This is a genomic window from Streptomyces beijiangensis (assembly GCF_017315755.1).
Classification (GTDB): Bacteria; Actinomycetota; Actinomycetes; order Streptomycetales; family Streptomycetaceae; genus Streptomyces; species Streptomyces beijiangensis.
In genome coordinates, this window is the sequence record NZ_JAFLRJ010000036.1 from 98,145 (window position 1) to 114,089 (window position 15,945).

The 15,945-nt window shown below is 69.7% G+C and carries 17 protein-coding genes and 1 pseudogene; 12 read left to right on the top strand and 6 right to left on the bottom strand.

All coding sequences use genetic code 11. From position 1 onward, the window contains the following. Positions 1 to 201 precede the first annotated feature (201 nt). From J0695_RS04820 to J0695_RS04845, 6 genes are read left to right on the top strand one after another with little or no spacing between them, the layout of a single operon-like run. The gene (locus J0695_RS04820; RefSeq protein WP_206960474.1) at positions 202 to 504 is read left to right on the top strand and encodes an urease subunit gamma; all 303 of its coding nucleotides are present in this window, start codon (positions 202 to 204) and stop codon (positions 502 to 504) included. Positions 505 to 520: 16 nt separating this feature from the next. Further along, the gene (locus J0695_RS04825) at positions 521 to 832 is read left to right on the top strand and encodes an urease subunit beta (protein ID WP_206960478.1); all 312 of its coding nucleotides are present in this window, start codon (positions 521 to 523) and stop codon (positions 830 to 832) included. Beyond that, the gene (locus J0695_RS04830) at positions 825 to 2,546 is read left to right on the top strand and encodes an urease subunit alpha (protein WP_206960479.1); all 1,722 of its coding nucleotides are present in this window, start codon (positions 825 to 827) and stop codon (positions 2,544 to 2,546) included. The genes J0695_RS04825 and J0695_RS04830 overlap by 8 nt, the downstream gene beginning before the upstream one ends. Before the next feature lie 10 nt (positions 2,547 to 2,556). After that, on the top strand, positions 2,557 to 3,219 hold the full coding sequence (locus J0695_RS04835; protein WP_206960481.1) for an urease accessory protein UreF: 663 nt from the start codon (positions 2,557 to 2,559) through the stop codon (positions 3,217 to 3,219). A 29-nt stretch (positions 3,220 to 3,248) separates the two neighbouring features. Continuing rightward, positions 3,249 to 3,926, top strand: a complete 678-nt coding sequence (gene ureG, locus J0695_RS04840) for an urease accessory protein UreG (RefSeq protein ID WP_206960483.1) — start codon at positions 3,249 to 3,251, stop codon at positions 3,924 to 3,926. Continuing rightward, positions 3,923 to 4,675 (top strand): urease accessory protein UreD, encoded by a 753-nt coding sequence (locus J0695_RS04845; RefSeq protein ID WP_206960486.1) that lies wholly within the window; start codon positions 3,923 to 3,925, stop codon positions 4,673 to 4,675. The genes ureG and J0695_RS04845 overlap by 4 nt, the downstream gene beginning before the upstream one ends. Positions 4,676 to 4,684: 9 nt before the next feature. On the opposite strand, the gene J0695_RS04850 is transcribed toward J0695_RS04845, so the two are convergent. Then, complete coding sequence (locus J0695_RS04850) at positions 4,685 to 4,837, bottom strand: hypothetical protein (RefSeq protein ID WP_206960599.1); 153 nt, start codon at positions 4,835 to 4,837, stop codon at positions 4,685 to 4,687. 245 nt (positions 4,838 to 5,082) lie between these two features. Here J0695_RS04850 and J0695_RS04855 point away from each other — a divergent pair, with 245 nt between their 5' ends. Continuing rightward, on the top strand, positions 5,083 to 6,681 hold the full coding sequence (locus J0695_RS04855) for an alpha/beta hydrolase (protein WP_242552216.1): 1,599 nt from the start codon (positions 5,083 to 5,085) through the stop codon (positions 6,679 to 6,681). Positions 6,682 to 6,738: 57 nt separating this feature from the next. On the opposite strand, the gene J0695_RS04860 is transcribed toward J0695_RS04855, so the two are convergent. Together J0695_RS04860 and J0695_RS04865 are read right to left on the bottom strand one after the other, a co-directional pair. Next, the gene (locus tag J0695_RS04860) at positions 6,739 to 7,776 is read right to left on the bottom strand and encodes an NAD-dependent epimerase/dehydratase family protein (RefSeq protein WP_206960488.1); all 1,038 of its coding nucleotides are present in this window, start codon (positions 7,774 to 7,776) and stop codon (positions 6,739 to 6,741) included. Positions 7,777 to 7,825: 49 nt separating this feature from the next. Further along, positions 7,826 to 8,530, bottom strand: a complete 705-nt coding sequence (locus J0695_RS04865; RefSeq protein WP_206960489.1) for a lysophospholipid acyltransferase family protein — start codon at positions 8,528 to 8,530, stop codon at positions 7,826 to 7,828. A 228-nt stretch (positions 8,531 to 8,758) separates the two neighbouring features. Between J0695_RS04865 and J0695_RS04870 the strand changes: the two genes are divergently transcribed. The 5 genes and pseudogenes from J0695_RS04870 (at position 8,759) to J0695_RS04890 (ending at position 13,488) form a co-directional block, all read left to right on the top strand. Then, positions 8,759 to 10,342 carry a molybdopterin-dependent oxidoreductase gene (locus J0695_RS04870; RefSeq protein WP_206960597.1) on the top strand — a complete coding sequence of 528 codons (1,584 nt, stop codon included), beginning with the start codon at positions 8,759 to 8,761 and terminating at the stop codon, positions 10,340 to 10,342. A gap of 81 nt (positions 10,343 to 10,423) precedes the next feature. After that, positions 10,424 to 11,062, top strand: coding sequence for a fasciclin domain-containing protein (locus J0695_RS04875; RefSeq protein ID WP_206960490.1), 639 nt, complete (start codon positions 10,424 to 10,426; stop codon positions 11,060 to 11,062). A gap of 146 nt (positions 11,063 to 11,208) precedes the next feature. After that, positions 11,209 to 12,708 (top strand): annotated as a pseudogene (locus J0695_RS04880) (SDR family oxidoreductase). A 105-nt stretch (positions 12,709 to 12,813) separates the two neighbouring features. Continuing rightward, positions 12,814 to 12,954: a hypothetical protein gene (locus J0695_RS04885; protein WP_206960491.1), complete on the top strand. Its 141-nt coding sequence runs from the start codon at positions 12,814 to 12,816 to the stop codon at positions 12,952 to 12,954. A 147-nt stretch (positions 12,955 to 13,101) separates the two neighbouring features. Beyond that, entirely contained in the window at positions 13,102 to 13,488 is a 387-nt protein-coding gene (locus J0695_RS04890; protein ID WP_206960492.1) for an SSI family serine proteinase inhibitor, read from the top strand. Between the two features lie 27 nt (positions 13,489 to 13,515). On the opposite strand, the gene J0695_RS04895 is transcribed toward J0695_RS04890, so the two are convergent. From J0695_RS04895 to J0695_RS04905, 3 genes are all read right to left on the bottom strand, one after another. Continuing rightward, entirely contained in the window at positions 13,516 to 13,674 is a 159-nt protein-coding gene (locus J0695_RS04895; RefSeq protein ID WP_206960493.1) for a hypothetical protein, read from the bottom strand. A 59-nt stretch (positions 13,675 to 13,733) separates the two neighbouring features. Further along, on the bottom strand, positions 13,734 to 14,687 hold the full coding sequence (locus tag J0695_RS04900) for a cytochrome c oxidase assembly protein (RefSeq protein ID WP_206960494.1): 954 nt from the start codon (positions 14,685 to 14,687) through the stop codon (positions 13,734 to 13,736). Positions 14,688 to 14,866: 179 nt separating this feature from the next. Continuing rightward, positions 14,867 to 15,895, bottom strand: coding sequence for a 6-phosphofructokinase (locus J0695_RS04905; RefSeq protein WP_206960495.1), 1,029 nt, complete (start codon positions 15,893 to 15,895; stop codon positions 14,867 to 14,869). Positions 15,896 to 15,945: the final 50 nt, after the last annotated feature.

The following is a 15,945-nucleotide window of genomic DNA, read 5'->3' on the forward strand; positions in this document are numbered from 1 at the left end:
GTGTCCGTATACGGAGGAACGGCCCGCGTGCCGCTGATCATGAGTAATCAAAGGATCAGTTAACGCATCGGAAAAACTTCCGCCCTAATGTGCAATGCCTGGCCGCGGGGTCTGTCGTCGCACCTCAACGAAATGTTGAAGTTCGGGTACGGCCCCGCTGCGCCCAGCCGGGCACTGGGCCGCGAACTGTGAGGTGGAAGCGTGCAATTGACCCCGCATGAGCAGGAACGGCTGCTCATTCATGTGGCAGCGGATGTGGCCGCGAAGCGACGGGCGCGCGGGCTGCGGCTCAATCACCCCGAGACGATCGCCCTCATCACCTCGCACATCCTGGAGGGCGCCAGGGACGGACGTACCGTCGCCGAACTCATGGCATCCGGACGCAAAGTGCTCAGCCGTGCGGACGTCATGGAGGGCATCCCCGAGATGATCCACGACGTACAGGTCGAGGCGACCTTCCCGGACGGCACCAAGCTCGTCACCGTCCACGAGCCCATAGCCTGACGGGGGAGCGGCACCGATGATTCCCGGAGAGATCCTGTACGCGGAAGGGGTCGTCCCCTTCAACGAGGGGCGCCCCGTCACCCGCCTCACCGTCCTGAACGCCGCCGACCGGCCCGTCCAGGTCGGCTCCCACTACCACTTCGCCGAGGCCAACCCCGGTCTGGCCTTCGACCGCGCCGCCGCCCGCGGACAGCGGCTGAACATCGCCGCGGGCACCGCCGTGCGCTTCGAGCCCGGGATCCCGGTCGACGTCGAACTCGTCCCCTTCACCGGGGCGCGCATCATCCCCGGCCTGCGGGGAGAGACCGGAGGTTCCCTCGATGCCTGAGCTCTCCCGCGCCGTGTACGCCGACCTGTTCGGCCCCACCACCGGCGACCGGATCCGTCTCGCCGACACCGACCTGCTCATCGAGATCGAGGAGGACCGTTCCGGCGGACCCGGACTCGCCGGTGACGAGGCGGTGTTCGGCGGCGGAAAGGTGATCCGCGAGTCGATGGGCCAGTCCCGTACGACCCGTGCCGAAGGCGCACCCGACACCGTCATCACCGGCGCGGTGATCCTCGACCACTGGGGCATCGTCAAGGCCGACATCGGCATCCGCGACGGCCGGATATCCGGGATCGGCAAGGCCGGCAACCCCGACACCATGGACGGAGTCCACCCCGATCTGGTCATCGGTCCCGAGACCGAGATCATCGCGGGCAACGGCCGGATCCTCACCGCCGGAACCGTCGACGCACACGTCCACTTCATCTCGCCGACCCTCGTCGACCAGGCGCTGTCGGCGGGAGTCACCACGCTCGTCGGCGGCGGCACAGGACCGGCCGAGGGCACCAAGGCGACCACCGTCACCCCGGGCCAGTGGCACCTCACCCGGATGTTCGAGGCGCTGGAGGAGTACCCGGTCAACATCGGGCTGCTCGGCAAGGGCAACACCATGTCCCGCGACGCGATGCACTCCCAACTGCGGGGCGGCGCGCTCGGATTCAAGATCCACGAGGACTGGGGTGCCACCCCGGCGGTCATCGACGCCTGTCTGCGGGTCTGCGACGAGACGGGCGCCCAGCTCGCCATCCACACCGACACCCTCAACGAGGCCGGGTTCGTCGGCGACACCCTGGCCGCCATCGCGGGTCGCACCATCCACGCGTACCACACGGAGGGGGCGGGTGGCGGGCACGCGCCGGACATCATCACGGTGGTCTCCGAGCCGTACATCCTGCCCAGCTCCACCAACCCGACCCGCCCGCACACCGTCAACACCATCGAGGAACACCTCGACATGCTGATGGTCTGCCACCACCTCAACCCGTCCGTCCCCGAGGACCTGGCGTTCGCCGAGTCCCGGATCCGGCCCTCGACCATCGCGGCCGAGGACATCCTCCACGACCTCGGCGCCATCTCGATCATCTCCTCGGACGCCCAGGCGATGGGGCGCATCGGCGAGGTCGCCCTGCGGACCTGGCAGACCGCCCATGTGATGAAGAAGCGCCGGGGTTCACTCCCCGGGGACGGGCGCGCCGACAACCACCGGGCACGTCGCTATGTCGCCAAATACACGATCAACCCGGCCGTCGCCCAGGGCCTCGACCACGAGATCGGCTCGGTGGAGACCGGGAAACTCGCCGACCTGGTGCTGTGGGAGCCCGCGTTCTTCGGCGTCAAGCCACTGCTGGTGATCAAGGGCGGACAGATCGCGTACGCACAGATGGGCGACGCCAACGCCTCCATCCCGACCCCGCAGCCGGTCATGCCGCGCCCGATGTTCGGCGCCAAGGGGCGCGCGCCCGCGGCCAATTCGTACAACTTCGTCACTCAGACGGCGATCGACGACGGCCTGGAGGAACGGCTCGGGCCCGGCAAGCAGCTCGTCCCGATCCACTCCACTCGGGGGATCACCAAGGCGGACATGCGGGAGAACGACGCGCTGCCGCGCGTCACTGTCGACGCCGACACCTTCACGGTGACCATCGACGGCGAGGCGGTCGAGCCCGCGCCCGCCGCCGAACTGCCCATGGCCCAGCGTTACTTCCTCTTCTGATGGGCTCCTGATGAGCCGCGCAGCACTGCTCGTCCTCGCCGACGGCCGGTTCCCCGCCGGAGGCCACGCGCACTCCGGCGGCGCCGAACCGGCCGTCAAGGCGGGGCGGATACGCGACGCCCAGGATCTGGCCGCCTTCTGCCGGGGGCGGCTGCACACCGCCGGACTCACCGCGGCGGCGCTCGCCGCCGCGGCCGCGCTCGGTCTCGACCCGCTCCGCCTCGACGAGGCGGCCGACGCCCGTACGCCGTCACCCGCCCTGCGCGCCACCGCGCGCAGGCTCGGCCGCCAGATGATGCGGGCCGCCCGCGCCAGCTGGCCGTCACCCGAGCTGGAAGCACTGGCAGCGGCCCGGCCGCGCGGCGCGCACCAGCCTGTCGTCCTCGGGCTCGCCGCCCGGTCGGCGGGGCTCGGCCCCGAGGACGCCGCGCACTGTGTCGCGTACGAGACGGTGAGCGGTCCGGCGACAGCGGTCGTACGTCTGCTGAGCCTGAACCCCTTCGACGCGACGGCCGTCCTCGCGCGCCTGGCCCCGGAGATGGACGAGGTCGCCCGGCGGGCTGCCGAAGCCGCGCGCGGCGGCTTCGGCGAACTCCCCGCAGCCTCCGCGCCGTTGCTCGACATCACGGCGGAGGCGCATGCGGCCTGGCCCGTACGCCTCTTCGCCTCGTAAGAACTCCGCACGGCCCAAGGAGTCGCACCATGCACATCGACCATTCCCACGAAGGCCCCGCCGCCGTCAGTGCCGATGCCACCCGCCCCGACGGCCGCAGGCGCGCCCTGCGCGTCGGCCTCGGCGGACCCGTCGGTTCCGGCAAGACCGCGACCGTGGCCGCCCTCTGCCGGGCGCTCCGCACCGAGTTGTCCATCGCCGTCGTCACCAACGACATCTACACCCGCGAGGACGCCGAGTTCCTGCTGCGCAACGCGGTGCTGCCGCCCGAGCGGATCCAGGCCGTGGAGACGGGTGCCTGCCCGCACACCGCCATCCGCGACGACATATCGGCCAACCTCGAAGCCGTCGAAGACCTGGAGGAGGCGGTCGGCCCGCTCGACCTGATTCTCGTCGAGTCCGGCGGCGACAACCTCACCGCGACCTTCTCCAAGGGGCTCGTCGATGCCCAGATCTTCGTCATCGACGTGGCGGGCGGCGACGACATCCCGCGCAAGGGAGGGCCCGGTGTCACCACGGCAGATCTGCTCGTGATCAACAAGACCGACCTCGCGCCGTACGTCGGCTCCGACCTGGACCGGATGGCCCGCGACGCCGCGGCGCAGCGCGGTGAACTGCCCGTCGTCTTCACCTCGTTGAAGGGCGAGGACGGGGTCGGGCCCGTCGTCGACTGGCTGCGCGAGCAGCTCGCCGGCTGGGTGGCATGAGCATCCGGGCCACCGCCCGTATCCACGCGGTCCGTACGGAGGGCGGCGCCACCGCGCTCCCCGTGCTGGAGAGCGCCGGACCCCTGGCCCTGCGGCGCACGCGCGCCTCGGGGGCAGGGGCCAAGGTGACCGTCGTCGGCGCGATGAGCGCACCGCTCGGCGGCGACCGGCTGGCGATCGAGGCCGAGGTGGGGGCAGGGGCGCGGCTCGCGGTCGACTCGGCGGCGGCCACCATCGCCCTCCCCGGCCGCGACGGAGAACGGGCCCACTACGACGTACGCCTCACGGTCGGCGACGATTCCGAACTGCGCTGGCTGCCCGAGCAGTTGATCTCCGCGTACGGCAGCGACCTCAGGATGCGGACCCGTATCGATCTCGCCCCCACCGCCCGGCTGGTCTACCGCGAGGAGCAGATCCTGGGCCGGTACGGCGAAATGCCCGGCACGCTCTCCACCCGCCTCACTGTCCACCGCGACGGACGCCCGCTCCTGGACCAGGAGTTGGGGTACGGCCCCGGCGCGCCCGGCGGCTGGGACGGCGGCGCCGTTCTCGGCGGACACCGGGCCGTCGGCCAGCTCCTGATCGTGGATCCGGCGTTCGAGGAGAAAGAGCCGGAGGTGAGGATTCTGTCAGGGACAGCAGTCCTCACCCCTCTCGCAGGCCCCGCCGTTCTCGTCACCGCGCTGGCCCCCGACGCGCTGTTGCTGCGCAGGCTCCTCGACGCCGTACTGCGCGACGAGGCCGGGTGACGCGGGCCGTCAGCTGCCGACGTACCAGCTGAACCCGGCGTTGGAGGCGGCGAAGGCCGGCAGAGCTCCGAAGATCACCAGGTCGGCGATGCCGAGGATCACGGCGGCCTTCGCCATCCCGCGCGACTCACGGTGCGATGCGCTGGTTCCGTAACCGGTCATGAGCACTCCTTGGGTCTCGGGGACGGTCCCGGGGAGATGCGGGTCACCCGCAATGTCCCTTCCATGCGCGGAGGTTGGGCGGCCGGTCCGGCGCACCGCTGAGCGGTACCACCGGCTCCGGCTATCGGATTGGTAAAGAAACATCTGTACGACCTGTTGCCGGGGGCACTCCAGGGGCGAGGATCCCCGGGTACGTACAGAGACGCGCCGCCACGAGCGGCGCTTCACGGAGGGGGAGGTACCACTTGAGACGCACCGCAGTGCTCGGCTCGGCCGGCGCGATTGCCGCCGCAGCGACCCTCATAGCGAGTGCCATGGCAGTTCCGGCGACCGCCGACGGCCGCCACCACGGAGGCCACGGCTCCTCGCAGGGCAAGACCGAGGCGTACGGCGCCGCCGTCGCGGCCGCGAAGGCCGCGAAGACGGGTATCGCCTGGGCGGACTGTCCGGCGGACTGGGGCTTCTCGAAGCCGATCCAGTGCGGCTGGGTGACCGTCCCGGTCAACTATGCCAAGCCCAACGGCAAGCAGATCAAGATCGCTGTCGACCGTGCGGTCTCCACCGGCACGGCGGCCGAGCGCCAGGGCGCGCTGGTCTACAACCCGGGCGGCCCCGGCGGCTCGGGCATGCGCTTCCCGACCCGGGTCACCACGAAGAACCCGCTCTGGGTGAACACTTCCAAGGCGTACGACTTCGTGGGCTTCGACCCGCGCGGTGTGGGTCACTCGGCGCCGATCTCCTGCGTCGACCCGCAGGAGTTCGTGAAGGCCCCCAAGGCCGACCCGGTCCCCGACAGCGAGGCCGACAAGAAGGTCCAGCGCAAGCTGGCCGCCGCGTACGCGGACGGCTGCGCCAAGCGCAGCGGCGACCTGCTGCCGTACATGACGACGCCGAACACCGCACGCGACCTGGATGTCATCAGGGCCGCGCTCGGTGAGAAGAAGCTCAACTACCTGGGCGTCTCCTACGGCACGTACCTCGGCGCGGTCTACGGGACGCTCTTCCCCGGCCACGTCCGTCGCATGATCGTCGACAGCGTGGTCAACCCGGAGCAGTCGAACATCTGGTACGAGGCCAACCTCGGCCAGGACGTGGCCTTCCAGGGCCGCTGGAACGACTGGGAGGCGTGGGTCGCCAAGTACGACGCGACCTACCACCTCGGCGACACCCCCGCGAAGGTCGAGGCCAACTGGCTGAAGCTGCGGGCCGCCGCGAAGAAGGCCCCCATCGGTGGGGTCGTCGGACCGGCCGAGCTCCTCGGCTTCTTCCAGAGCGCCCCGTACTACGACTCCTCGTGGGTGCTGGTCGCCTCCACCTGGAGCAAGTACGTCGCCGGTGACACCCAGGCGCTCGTCGACGCAGCAGGCCCCGACATGTCGGACATCGCGGGCAACATCTCCGCGGAGAACGGCAACGCGGTCTACACGGCGGTCGAGTGCGCGGACGCCAAGTGGCCCACCAGCTGGAAGAAGTGGGACCGCGACAACACCGAGCTCAACAAGAAGTACCCGTTCCTGACCTGGTCGAACGCCTGGATGAACCTGCCGTGTGCCACCTGGTCCACCAAGCAGCAGACTCCGGTCAAGGTCAGGACCGGCAAGGGTCTGCCGACGGTCCTGATCGTCCAGTCCCAGCGTGACGCGGCCACCCCGTACGAGGGCGCCGTGAAGCTGCACCAGGCCTTCAGGGGATCGCGTCTGATCACCGAGAAGGACGCGGGCTCGCACGGTGTGACCGGTCTGGTCAACCCGTGCATCAACACCAAGGTGGACAGCTACCTGCTCACCGGCAGGACCGACAGCCACGACGTGACGTGCACACCGCACGCCACGCCCAAGCCGTAGGTCGAACCGCGGAGGGGCGGGACCGGAGCGATCCGGTCCCGCCCCTCCGTGCTGCGGTCAGCGCGCCGCGAGCCAGGTGTCCTCGGCCGCGTAGTCGAAGAGATCGAGATGCGGGTCGTACGTCCTGGCCATGTCGGGGAAGGCCTCCCGCCAGTCCTTGCCCCGCAGCCGCTCGGCCAGCAGCGCGACGGTGACGGGCAGGGAGTCGGCGTACGAGGTCACCGGCCGGTAGCCCAGCTCGCGCTCGGCGGCCGCCATGTCGAGCACGACGGGGTTCTCACCGCTCCACGGGGTCGCCCCGACCGTGCCGTCGACCGGCTTCCCCTCGAAGGTGACCAGTTCACTCCGTACGCCCAGTACCCCGTCGACGGCCGCACTGATCTCCGCCACCGTCGGGGCCTGCGGATCCGCGGCGTTGAGCACCCGCGCACCGGGCTTCGAGGCGGCGAGCCGGATCAGCTCCGCCACATTGGAGGAGTGCACCGGCTGGAAGCGGCTGCGGCCGCCGTACGCCAGGACGCGCACCGGCCGCCCGTCCAGCGCCCGCTTGACGAAGAACAGTTCGCGTGGGGCCTTGCAGTACGGGCCGTGGATCGCGCCCGCCCGCAGCAGCGTCGCCGGCAGGGCGCTCGCCAGCAGCTCCTGCTCCAGGGCGACTTTCCGCCCCGCGTACGCCGCCTCGTCGGCAGCCACCGTCGCCTGGGTCTCCGGCATCGGCAACGGGAAGCGCGGGGCGCCGTCCGGCTCGCCCTGGGTGGCGAGACTCCGGCCCGAGGAGTCCTCGTACACCGAGAGACTGGAGATCACCACGGCCGATCCGACCCGGTCCGCGAGACCGGCCAGCTGCTGTGCGTGTCCCTTTCCGTACGCGACCACGTCGACGAGGACGTCGCAGCCCTCGCCCAGGGCCGCTTCGAGCGCGCCCTCCTCGTTGCGGTCGACGGTGACCGTACGTACCTCACCGGGCCAGCCCGCCACGCGGTCGCCGCCGCGCGAGGCGGCCCGCACCTCCCAGCCGTCCGCGACGAGCGCGGGCACCGCAGCCCGTCCCACCATTCCTGTTGCCCCGACCACGAACGCGATTCCCTTGCTCATGGGGCGACCGTAGGCGCGAAGTGATCACGGTTTCCAGGGTCTTTCGCTCTCAGCTCAGCGGACGGCGCAGGAACTTCCGGGCCTCCTCGGCCTTCACATCGGCCGCGTAGCGGTCCACGTACTCCTGCCCGGAGAGCCCGAGGATCGCGTAGATGATCTCGTCGGTGACCGCCCTGAGAGCCGCCTTCTCGTTCTCCATGCCCGCGTAGCGCGAGAATTCGAGGGGCTCCCCGAAGCGGATGGTGACCCGTTTGATGTTCGGCAGCTTCTGCCCGGCAGGCTGGATCTCGAAGGTGCCCACCATCGCGCATGGCACCACAGGCACCTGCGCCCTGATCGCCATGACGGCGACACCGACCTTGCCCTTGTAGAGCCGGCCGTCGTGCGAGCGCGTGCCCTCGGGATAGATCCCCAGCAACTCGCCCTTGCGCAGCACCCCGAGGCCCTCACGGACCGCCGCCTGCCCGGCCTCCTTGCCCGACCTGTCCACCGGGATCTGTCCCGCGCTGCGGAAGAACGCGGCGGTCAGCCGGCCTCTGATGCCGGGGCCGGTGAAGTACTCCTGCTTCGCGAGGAAGGTGATCCGCCGCTTCAGGACGACGGGCATCAGGAAGTGGTCGGAGAACGACAGATGATTCCCCGCGACGATCGCGGCTCCGTCCTCCGGTATGTGTTCGAGCCCCTCGGTCCTCGGCCGAAAAAGGACTCTCAACAGAGGCCCCAGGAATATGTATTTGAGTACGTAATAGAACACCCGGTTGCTCCCTACTGCAGCGAACCACTCTGCGAAGTGTGTTCTTGCTGGTCGCAGCTCGTTTCGGGGCGCTCAGTGTAGGGGCAGGTGTCGCCTGGTGTAACCACCCAGGGACATACCGCACTTGTCCTCGCGACGGCCGGGCGGCGTCCGCCTCCGCGGCGCCTTCGGAACTCGTTGAGGTGAACGACCAATCCCCTCACGTACCTGCTCCGAATAGCAGCCGTGATGAAAATTTGGAGCAGAGGCATCCGCCTTCCGCTCGCAGCCCTCTCGGGACTGCTGGCCGGGTTCGCCGCACTGGCCGTCGCCGAGCTGGTGTCCGCGGTGGTACGCCCCGAAGCGGGGCCCGTGGTGGCGGTGGGCGGTGCGGCCATCGACCGCACCCCGCCCGCGGTGAAGGACTGGGCGATCCGGCACTTCGGCACCAACGACAAGCTCGTGCTGCAGCTCGGCATCGTTGCCGTACTCGGTCTGCTGGCGCTCGCGCTCGGTGTGCTGGCTCTGCGCCACCGCCGTATCGGGGCCGCGGGGGTCCTGCTGTTCGGAGTGGTCGGCGCCCTGGCGGCGACCAGCCGTCCGGACTCGGACAGTTCCGCGGACGCGCTGCCGTCCGTCGCCGGGGCGTTGGTCGGCGCGGTGCTGCTGTACTGGCTCATCGGCCGTCTCACCCTGCCGCCGCGCGGTGCGAGGGATCCGGCGGATACACCGGGTGAACAGGGCTGGGACCGGCGTGGATTCGTCATCGCCGCGACCGCCGCAGCCGCAGCCTCCGCCGGTGCGGGGCTCGTCGGACGGTCGCTGAACAGTTCGCGCGGCGCGGGAGCCGTCGCCTCCCGGGGAAAGGTGGTCCTGCCCGCTCCGGCATCGGCCGCGCAGCCGGTACCTGCGGGGGCTGCCCTGCATGTGCCGGGCATCAGCCCTTTCATCACGCCGAACGGCGACTTCTACCGCGTCGACACCGCCCTGGTGGTGCCCAAGGTCGATGCCATGGACTGGAAACTCACCATCCACGGCAAGGGTGTCGGCCGTCCCGTCACGGTCACCTTCCAGGACCTGCTGAACCGCCGGCTCATCGAGCGGGACATCACGCTGACGTGCGTGTCCAACGAGGTGGGCGGCCCCTACGTCGGCAACGCCCGCTGGATCGGTGTGCGGCTGGCCGACCTCCTCAAGGAGGCGGGAGTGAAGCCTCCCTCGCGGGGCGGTCCGGCCGATCAGCTGGTGGCCCGCTCCGTGGACGGGATGACGATCGGCAGCCCGGTGGAGGACGTCATGGACGGCCGCGACGCGATGCTGGCCATCGGGATGAACGGCGAGCCGCTGCCCTTCGCACACGGCTTCCCGGTCCGGATGCTCGTCCCCGGACTGTACGGATACGTGTCCGCCTGCAAGTGGATCAAGGATCTCGAACTGACGACGTTCGACTCCTACGACCCGTACTGGGTGAAGCGGACCTGGGCCAGGAAAGCGCCGATCAAGACCGAGTCGCGCATCGACACCCCCAAGCCCTTCGCCCGTCCCAAAGCCGGCACCGTGATGATCGCCGGGGTGGCCTGGGCCCAGCACCGGGGCATCGACAAGGTCGAGATCCAGGTCGACGACGGTCCCTGGATGCCGGCCGATCTCGCCGCCGAGGACACCTCCGACACCTGGCGCCAGTGGTCCCGTCCCTGGAACGCCACCTCCGGCGGTCACACCCTCACGGTCCGCGCGACCGACCGCACGGGCCAGGTCCAGACCGAGGAGCGCACCGACACCATCCCCGACGGCGCGAGCGGCCGGCACTCGGTGGTGATCACCGTCGACTGAACCTCCTCGCCCCCACCAGACCCTCTGACCGGGCCGGACATTCCGGCCGGTCCTCAGCAACCCCTCACAGGAGAATCCATCATGAGTGCCCCCCGTTTCCGCCGTGCCGCCCTCATCGCCGCTGCCGCCGCGGTCCTGCCGATCGCACTGACCGCCTGTTCCAGCGACAGCAAGGACAGCACGGCGGAGTCCACGCCGACCGCGAGCAAGTCGATGGCGTCGTCGGGTGATGCGATGAGTACGGACAAGCCGTTCGGTCCGGGGTGCGCCTCGGTCCCCAAGGACGGTGCGGGCAGCTTCGACGGCATGGCCAAGGACCCCGTCGCCACCGCCGCCTCCAACAACCCCGCCCTGTCGACCCTGGTCGCCGCGGTGAAGAAGGCCGGCCTGGTCGACACCCTCAACAACGCCCAGAACATCACCGTCTTCGCCCCGACCAACGACGCCTTCGCGAAGATCCCCAAGGCCGACCTCGACAAGGTCCTCAACGACAAGGCCCAGCTCACCAAGATCCTCACCTACCACGTCGTCGGCCAGAAGCTCACCCCCAAGCAGCTCGAGAACGGCACCTTCACCACCCTGGAGAAGAGCAGCCTCACCACCTCGGGCTCCGGCACCGCCTACAAGGTCAACGACACCTCCAACGTCGTCTGCGGCAACGTCCCCACCGCCAACGCCACCGTCTACATCGTCGACACCGTCCTCATGCCCAAGAGCTGACCCTGTCGTCCGGGGGAATCGCCTCGTGGTCCCGGTCCGCGGCATTCGCGGCCGGGACCGCCTGCGGGGAATTCCGCTGCCCTCGTGATCTCGTGTGGGGTGATGGCAGCCGCCAACGGATCAGCACAGAGCAGGTGGGAGGCCTCATGGACAGCGATACGAATCCGTCGCTCCGATGCCTGGTGACCGGCGCGACCGGATACGTCGGAGGACGGCTGGTGCCCCCCTTGCTGAAGGCGGGCCACCAGGTGCGCTGCATGGTGCGTTCCCCCGAGAAGCTGCGCGACCACGAGTGGTCCGGTCAGGTCGACACCGTCCGAGGCGATGTGACCGACCCGGCGTCCGTGGCCGCCGCGCTGGACGGCATCGATGTGGCGTACTACCTGGTGCACGCGCTCGGTACGGGCGCCGACTTCGAGCAGACCGACCGCGATGCGGCCCGTGTCTTCGCGGACGCCGCCGCGACCGCCGGAGTACGGCGGATCGTCTACCTCGGCGGGCTCACCCCGACGGAGGTCCCGACCCAGGACCTCTCGCCCCATCTGCGTTCACGCGCCGAGGTCGGTGACATCTTCCTCAAGTCCCCGGTGCCTGCCACCGTGCTGCGCGCCGCCGTCATCATCGGCTCCGGCTCGGCCTCCTTCGAGATGCTGCGCTACCTCACCGAACGTCTTCCGGTCATGGTGACCCCCAGCTGGGTCAGCACCCGGATCCAGCCCATCGCCGTCCGGGACGTCCTCCGCTACCTCGTCGGCAGCGCCCTCATGCCCCAGGACGTCAACCGCACCTTCGACATCACAGGGCCGGACATCATGACCTACCGGGACATGATGGAGAGGTACGCGGCGGTCGCCGGCCTGCGGAAGCGGCTGATCCTTCCCGTGCCCATGCTGAGCCCGAGACTCTCCAGCCACTGGATCGGCCTCGTCACACCGGTGCCGCGGTCGATCGCCCGGCCCCTCGCCGAGTCCCTGCGTCATGAAGTGGTCGGCGACGAACACGACATCGCGCGTTATGTGCCCGACGGGCCGGACATGCCGATCGGCTTCGACCAGTCGTTGTCGCTGGCCCTGTAGCGGGTCCAGGACGCCCAGGTGGTGACGCACTGGTCCTCCGCCTCCGTGCCCGGCGCGCCCAGCGATCCGCTGCCCACCGACCCCGACTGGACGGGCGGCAGTCTTTACACCGACCGCAGGCAACGCGTCGTACACGCATCCCCGGAAGACCTCTGGCGGGTCGTCGAAGGCATCGGCGGCAAGAACGGCTGGTATTCCTTCCCTCTCGCCTGGGCCTTGCGCGGTTGGCTCGACCGGCTGGTCGGAGGGGTGGGCCTCGGCCGCGGCCGGCGCGACGCACTCCGGCTGCGCGTGGGGGACTCGCTGGACTTCTGGCGGGTAGAGGAGATCGTCCCCGGCCGGCTGCTCCGGTTGCGTGCGGAAATGAGGCTGCCGGGTCTGGCCTGGCTGGAGATGCGCGTGGACCAGGACGACGAGGGCGGGTCCCGGTACTCCCAGAAGGCGATCTTCCATCCGCGCGGGCTGCTCGGCCATGCCTACTGGTGGAGCGTCTCGCCCTTCCACGCCGTGGTTTTCGGGGGAATGGTACGGAACGTCGCGAAAGCCGCCGAGAAGGGGAAGGGCCGGTGAAGACCAATCCGTACCCCGGGGCGGCTACGGATCACCTGTGCACCGAGCGACGGGAAATCCCTCCGTTGCGGCGGATGCGGATACGGCGCGGGTGAGGTGAGGACGATGACGGACGACGAGTTCGACAGGCTGATGGCGGAGCTCCGCGAGGCAGCGGACCACGGTCGGCTGCCGCCCGCGCCGGAGCAGGACGACGAGTACGCGATGCTGGCCCGCCACGCCGAGTTCGGCGCAGGCGCGCACTGAACCGCCGGACCTGCCCGCTGACCGAGGGACATGCCCTGCTCGTACGAGGGAAGACCGGCGCGGCAGCTTGCTGTACGCCGATGCCGGGCGGTGCCCTGGGCTCTCCCCTTGGCACCACACCCGCACCACAATCACCAGGAGCCCCGGATGCGTATCCCTGTCGCCCTCGCCGCAGCAGGCCTCGTCGCCCTCGCCGCCGCGGCCCCGGCCGCCCAGGCGGAACCGACCCCGGCGCAGGGTCTCTTCCTCACCGTCACCGGCGACGAGAACACCTGGATCCGCGGAGTTCTGCTGCAGTGCCCGGCGGGCGGCCCCAGCCACCACCCGGACGCCGGGGCCGCCTGCGCGGCGCTCGACGCGGCGGGCGGCGACCTCGACGTGCTGGCCGGCGACCCTCATCCGTGCACCAGGGAGTTCGCCCCGGTGACGGTCGGCGCGACGGGGACCTGGCACGGCCGTCCCACCGCCTGGCACAAGACCTACGCCAACGCCTGCATGCTGCAAGCGGCGACGGGCCCCGTCTTCCACTTCTGACACTTCTGACACTTCCGGCACTTCTGATCAGTTGCCGCGCGACGCGACCATCCCCAGGGTCGCGAGCCCCAGTACCACCCAGCTGAACCACAGCCAGCCGTTGCTGCCGAGCACCACCGTGTAGCCGGTCACCGTGACCAGCGCTCCGACGGTCATCACACCCATCGCCTTCGTGGAACCGGTCATGAAGAGGCCCCCTCCTTCGAGTGGAGGGGGCCATCGTCACCCGGAGCGTGCCCGCTCCGCTACTGCTGGCGCGCCTGCAGTGACGCCAGGTAGGCGTTGTACGCCTGCAGTTCCTTGTCGCCGTCCCGGTCAGCGGCCCGGTCGGAGCGCCGTGCGATGCGCTGCTCGGAGCGGTACCACTGGAAGACCAGCGCGATCAGCACCAGCACCGAAGGGATCTCGCTGAACGCCCAGGCGATGCCGCCGGCCGCGCTCTGGTCGGCGAGGGCATCGATCGCGAGCGAGGACGACGGGTTCTTGTACGTGGTGACCATCGGCTCGGTCGCCATCATCAGTGCGATCCCGAAGAAGGCATGGAACGGCATGCCCGCGAAGAGCTCCAGCATCCGCATCACATAGCCGGGCCTGTGCGGGCCGGGATCCACGCCCATGATCGGCCAGAAGAAGACCAGACCGACCGCCAGGAAGTGCACCATCATCGCGATGTGGCCGGTCTTGCTGCCCATCAGGAAGTCGAACAGCGGCGAGAAGTACAGCCCGTAGAGACTCGCGATGAAGAGCGGGATCGTGAACGCCGGATGCGTGACGATCCGCATGAACCGGCTCTGCAGCAGCGCGAGCAGCCATTCGCGCGGCCCCTTGCGGTTGCCCCGCCCGGCCACCGGGAGCGCGCGCAGGGCGAGGGTCACCGGGGCGCCGAGCAGCAGCAGGATGGGGGAGAGCATGGAGATCACCATGTGCTGCACCATGTGCACGCTGAACATGACCATGCCGTAGTCGTTGAGCTTGGTGCACATCACCAGCGCGACGCTCAGCACGCCGAGGGTGAAGAGCGCGATCCGGTGCACCGGCCAGCTGTCGCCGCGCCGTCGCAGCCGCACGACACCCCAGCCGTAGAGGCCGAGACCGACCAGGGAGCCGATCAGAAAGAAGGGGTCCGCGGAGAATTCGAGCCCCCGCCCCAGCGTGAACGGCGGCAGATCCATCATCATGCCGTGCCCGCTGTGATCCATTCGTCCGCTCCTGATTCGTTCCGTACGGTCCGCACCAGAGTAGAACTGCCCCCGGCCGCAGCAGCGGCCGGGGGCAGTTCGTTACGTATCGGACGAATCCGGAAGCGAATCCGGAAGCGAATCCGGAAGCGAATCCGGAAGCGGATCCGGAAGCGAATCCGGAAGCGGATCCGGAAGTGCTAGAGCACGCACTCGGCTTCGGCGTACCGCTCGGCGGGAACCGTCTTCAGGGTCTCCACGGCCTCGGCGAGCGGGACCATCACGATGTCGGTGCCGCGCAGCGCGGTCAGCATCCCGAATTCGCCGCGGTGCACCGCCTCCACCGCGTGCCAGCCGAAGCGGGTGGCGAGGACACGGTCGTACGCGGTGGGCGTGCCGCCGCGCTGGACGTGGCCGAGGATCACCGGGCGGGCCTCCTTGCCCAGGCGCTCCTCCAGCTCGACGGAGAGCCGGTTGGCGACACCGGTGAAGCGCTCGTGCCCGTACATGTCCTTGACGCCGACGTCCACGCTCATCGAACCGCCCTCACGCGGCTTCGCGCCCTCGGCAACGACCACGATCGCAAACTTCTTGCCGGCCGAGAAGCGCTTGCCGACCAGCGCGGTCAGCTCCTCGATGTCGAAGGGCCGCTCGGGTACGACGATGGCGTGCGCGCCAGCCGCCATGCCCGAGTGCAGTGCGATCCAGCCGGTGTGCCGGCCCATGACCTCGACGATCAGCACGCGCTGGTGCGATTCGGCCGTGGTCTTCAGCCGGTCGAGGGCCTCCGTCGCGACCCCGACGGCGGTGTCGAAGCCGAAGGTCACGTCGGTGGACGCTATGTCGTTGTCGATGGTCTTCGGTACGCCGACGATCGGCAGCCCCGCCTCGGAGAGGAGGTTGGCGGCCTTCAGCGTGCCTTCGCCGCCGATCGGGATGATCGCGTCGAGGCCCAGGTCGGCGACGTGCCCCCTGGCCGTCTCCACGCCGCCGCGCAGGTGAGCGGGCTGTACACGGGAGGAGCCGAGGATCGTGCCGCCGCGGGCCAGGATTCCGCCCACCGCATCGAGGTCGAGCTTGCGGTAGTCGCACTCAAGCAGGCCCTTCCACCCGTCGTGGAAGCCGATGACCTCGTCGCCGTGGTCGACGACGGCACGGTGGACGACCGACCGGATCACGGCGTTGAGGCCGGGGCAGTCGCCGCCTGAGGTGAGTACACCAATTCGCATTGCCCGGAAAACCTTTGCAACGTGGGCCGATGACCGGACCACGTCGTCCG

What these genes read in the sequence shown, in the direction of transcription:
- J0695_RS04875 (WP_206960490.1), top strand. Translation starts at nt 10,424, where the DNA reads ATGAGTGCCCCCCGTTTCCGCCGTGCCGCCCTCATCGCCGCTGCCGCC.
- J0695_RS04900 (WP_206960494.1), bottom strand. Translation starts at nt 14,687, where the DNA reads ATGGATCACAGCGGGCACGGCATGATGATGGATCTGCCGCCGTTCACG.
- J0695_RS04825 (WP_206960478.1), top strand. Translation starts at nt 521, where the DNA reads ATGATTCCCGGAGAGATCCTGTACGCGGAAGGGGTCGTCCCCTTCAAC.
- J0695_RS04850 (WP_206960599.1), bottom strand. Translation starts at nt 4,837, where the DNA reads ATGACCGGTTACGGAACCAGCGCATCGCACCGTGAGTCGCGCGGGATG.
- J0695_RS04860 (WP_206960488.1), bottom strand. Translation starts at nt 7,776, where the DNA reads ATGAGCAAGGGAATCGCGTTCGTGGTCGGGGCAACAGGAATGGTGGGA.
- J0695_RS04870 (WP_206960597.1), top strand. Translation starts at nt 8,759, where the DNA reads ATGAAAATTTGGAGCAGAGGCATCCGCCTTCCGCTCGCAGCCCTCTCG.
- ureG (WP_206960483.1), top strand. Translation starts at nt 3,249, where the DNA reads ATGCACATCGACCATTCCCACGAAGGCCCCGCCGCCGTCAGTGCCGAT.
- J0695_RS04890 (WP_206960492.1), top strand. Translation starts at nt 13,102, where the DNA reads ATGCGTATCCCTGTCGCCCTCGCCGCAGCAGGCCTCGTCGCCCTCGCC.
- J0695_RS04830 (WP_206960479.1), top strand. Translation starts at nt 825, where the DNA reads ATGCCTGAGCTCTCCCGCGCCGTGTACGCCGACCTGTTCGGCCCCACC.
- J0695_RS04885 (WP_206960491.1), top strand. Translation starts at nt 12,814, where the DNA reads ATGACGGACGACGAGTTCGACAGGCTGATGGCGGAGCTCCGCGAGGCA.
- J0695_RS04845 (WP_206960486.1), top strand. Translation starts at nt 3,923, where the DNA reads ATGAGCATCCGGGCCACCGCCCGTATCCACGCGGTCCGTACGGAGGGC.
- J0695_RS04835 (WP_206960481.1), top strand. Translation starts at nt 2,557, where the DNA reads ATGAGCCGCGCAGCACTGCTCGTCCTCGCCGACGGCCGGTTCCCCGCC.
- J0695_RS04895 (WP_206960493.1), bottom strand. Translation starts at nt 13,674, where the DNA reads ATGACCGGTTCCACGAAGGCGATGGGTGTGATGACCGTCGGAGCGCTG.
- J0695_RS04905 (WP_206960495.1), bottom strand. Translation starts at nt 15,895, where the DNA reads ATGCGAATTGGTGTACTCACCTCAGGCGGCGACTGCCCCGGCCTCAAC.